This window comes from Thiomonas sp. TH-17, assembly GCF_057473305.1.
In genome coordinates this window covers 1-3,115 of record NZ_JBYCKI010000299.1, presented here as the reverse complement: position 1 = coordinate 3,115, position 3,115 = coordinate 1, and the positions used below count along the sequence as shown (strand labels likewise).

Below are 3,115 nucleotides of genomic sequence, written 5' to 3'. Positions count from 1 at the left end.
GCGCCTGCTGGGCGGCTTCGAGCTGCGCCGCCAGTTCCGTGTGCCGGGTTACGACAGCCAGCAATTTCGCGTGATCGGCGCCGATTCGGGCTTGCGCATCGGCGGCCTTCTTGAGTTCGGTTTGCGCGGCGGCCAAGGTGCGGCGGGCGTCGGTGATTTGTGTGGTCATGGGGTCAACTCCTTTGGTGGTTTCGATTGAAGCGCATGTGCTGGGGCTGGCACTACGGAAACCCCGGGTTTTGCCGTGGGGTGCAGCACGGCCACGCCATGGGCGCGCAGGTAGTTCTCCTGCACGATCTGGGCATAGCGGCGCAGGCCCGGTTCATCCAGCCACTGACAACCGTCAACATCGAGGTCATCGAGTGCCAGCACGATCTCGGCAGGGATGCCTTGGGCGACGGCTGCGGCGGTCAGTCGGCGGCGCTGCTCGGCCAGGTCGCCGGGCTTGTGCAGGACGTTGGCCGCTGTCCCGCTGGCTGTCCCGCTGTCCCGGCCTGTGGGACAGACTTTCGAGGCCGTCCCGGGGTCGCTGTCCCGCTGCTGTCCCGCACCTTGTCCCGCCCGCAAAACCTTATGGGCCAAGGCTTTCAGGTCGGGTTGTCCCGCTGCTGTCCCGCGCGCTGTCCCGCTCGGGGTCGGCGCTTGTCCCGCTGTCCCACTCCTAGAGTCTGGGACAGTGGGACAGAGCTTCATCATCTCATTCATGGGCCCCCTCCTGTCGTTGCAGGACGCGGTGTACGGCGGACTTGCTCATGCCCAGTTCTTCGCTGATCTCGCGGACAGACATGCCCAATCCGTGCAGCTCGCGCACCTGTTCGAGTCGGCCTATCTCAGCCGGCTTGCAGGTCCAGCAGCGGCGACCGTCCGGGCCGGATTCCAGGCGTGCCTCGAACGGTTCCACGTCCGCGCCCTTCAGCGCTCGGGCTTTCTCGAACTGCACCAGGAACCGGGCGCCCTCGCGCTCGTGGTAATCGTTTGGCCTCTTGAGGCTCAGCACCACATCGAGGATGTCCTCGCGGCTGCTGGTGCCGCGCTGTGCACCGCCCTTGCCGGCGTGGTGCACGAATAGCACCGCCCGCCCGGCTGCGCGTTGCTCCAGCGCCCATGCGGCGACAGGCTGCCAGCTCTCGGCCTCATTCTCGCGGCCTGCTCTGCCCAAGGTGGCGATGCTGTCCACCACGATAAGATCGGCCTGTGCCACCAGCGGTTCGAGCGCGGTCTGTCCGTCCTGGCTGGCGAGGTTCGGCATGCCGCGCGGTTGCAGGTCGGGGGTCAGGAATCGCAGCATGCGCGGCGCGGGCTGCGTGTCTTCATCCGCCACCAGCGCCGCCGCGCGTGACTGAAGTTCCGCCGCTGGCAATTCGCCATCGAGATACAGCACGCGGCGCGGCTTGGGTGCCTTCCAGCCGAAACAGGAACCGCCGGATGCTGCCGCGTAGGCGATGGCGAGCGCGGCCAGGGTCTTCCCGGTGCCTCGCCACGCATAGATCATGCTCAATGACTGCGAGGTCAACCACGGCGCCAGAAAGGCCTCGCGCGCCGGAATATCCAGCGTCAGCAGCTCGGCAATATCAACTGCGCGCAGTGGCAGCGTGGTCGCCGCAGGGCGTGTCATCGTGACGGTCTTGATGCTCATGCCGCCGCCTCCTGCGCCGTCTCGGCCAGCAGCCGAATCGAGCGCGTGCTGTCGGTCAGGTCGATCAAATAGGCCAGCTCGCAGCCATCGCGCACCAGCGCCTCGGCCAGCTTGCGAACGGTCGCCCCGTCCAGTCCGGTGATGTCTGCCACCACGGGACACGCCGGCCAGCGCAGGGCGAGTGGATCGGCGCCGACGGGCAACAAGGTTGCGGTCGCTGGGCCTACCATGGCGCGGCGTGCCAGTGCTTGCGGCCAGCGGCGATCCGGTGTGCCTGCGTACAAGCGCACGTCCGGCACGCGGGCCGATGCAATCACAGCAGCGATCTCGCGGAAAAAAGGCGCGGCCTTCATGGCGCACCAGCCTTGCCGGCACGATCGGCGAGGTACTGCACGACGGCGCTCTCAGGCCACGCGCGGCGCCGCTCGGAAACCGCTACTGGCTTCGGCAGCTTGCCATCGCGAACAAGGCGCCAGGCCGTTGTCCGGCTGATACCCAGATCGCGGCACAGTTCGGCCACTGAATAGTGTCTTTCGAGCACGGCCTACTCCTTCGAGTCGTGGCCGCGCTACACTGAGTGCCCCTCTCGGGCGTCGCGTAGCGCGGCGGTTTCAAGGCCGGCGGCGTCTGCAAACGTCGCCGGTTTTTCGTTAGGGGAACGCTACAGCGGTATTTCTGGCTTTCGTCGCAAACCTGGGGTTTCGCTACGCGGCGCGCTGCAATCTCCTGAAACGTCGGCCCCTTTTTCGGTGCCCTCTGCCTTGACACGCTGAAGCACCAAGCGCCAATCGCGCGCCTGCGTGGGCGTGACCCAGTTCTTCACATCCGTGGACGGGTTGCCGTTGTTCAGTGCGGTCGCCACGTCCTGATCGAACTGCTTCATGCTCTTGCGGTTGACCTTGCGCGCGCGCTCGTTGCGGGCCAGCTCCTGCAAGATCAGCTCATCGGCGCCGGCGGGCTTGATGCTTTTCCGTCCGCCCTTGGCGCCGCTGGTCGCGCTTGTGTCGGCCTCCTGCGCCAGCCGATCCTTCAAGCGGTGCAGCTCGACGCGATCGCGCAGCAGCTCGGTTAGGCGATCCTCCAGCCAGTTGAACTTCGCCTGCACCAGCGGCGGCGTCTGCGCCCATGCCTCGGCCCACGCGGCGATGCGCCGATGCGCGGCGGCCTCATGCTCGGCGGTGGCCGGTAATGGCTTGCGTAAGGCCTCCCGCAGTGCGTCCAGCCCCGGACGTACCGCAGCCAGGGCCTCGCGTTCCTCGCGCGTGATCTTCGGGTTTTTCGACTTGCTCATGCTGCACCTCCACATGCACCGATAAGGCGCCGCGGCAGGGGGTAGGTGCGCACCCCTTTTCGGCTGGCCTGCCTAGCCGTGGCGATTGAAGTCAGGCGCTACGCGGGCGCCGCAGGGGGGTCACGTTCTTTGCCGTGGAACCGGTCAGCAGCGCGTGCAGCCGGCGTTCCCAGGTCTCCAGCGCCACG

The 3,115-nt window shown here is 67.0% G+C and carries 5 protein-coding genes; all 5 read right to left on the bottom strand.

Translation table 11 applies throughout. The features are described from left to right. Positions 1-165: 165 nt before the first annotated feature. Positions 166-582 (bottom strand): hypothetical protein, encoded by a 417-nt coding sequence (locus AC2VLV_RS16565; protein ID WP_486991012.1) that lies wholly within the window; start codon positions 580-582, stop codon positions 166-168. Between the two features lie 115 nt (positions 583-697). Then, entirely contained in the window at positions 698-1,636 is a 939-nt protein-coding gene (locus AC2VLV_RS16560) for an AAA family ATPase (protein ID WP_486991011.1), read from the bottom strand. Then, positions 1,633-1,989, bottom strand: coding sequence for a hypothetical protein (locus tag AC2VLV_RS16555; protein ID WP_486991010.1), 357 nt, complete (start codon positions 1,987-1,989; stop codon positions 1,633-1,635). Before AC2VLV_RS16555 ends, AC2VLV_RS16560 begins: the two co-directional genes overlap by 4 nt. Next, entirely contained in the window at positions 1,986-2,177 is a 192-nt protein-coding gene (locus AC2VLV_RS16550) for a helix-turn-helix transcriptional regulator (protein WP_486991009.1), read from the bottom strand. Before AC2VLV_RS16550 ends, AC2VLV_RS16555 begins: the two co-directional genes overlap by 4 nt. A gap of 120 nt (positions 2,178-2,297) precedes the next feature. Further along, positions 2,298-2,927 carry a hypothetical protein gene (locus AC2VLV_RS16545; RefSeq protein ID WP_486991008.1) on the bottom strand — a complete coding sequence of 210 codons (630 nt, stop codon included), beginning with the start codon at positions 2,925-2,927 and terminating at the stop codon, positions 2,298-2,300. Positions 2,928-3,115 lie beyond the last annotated feature (188 nt).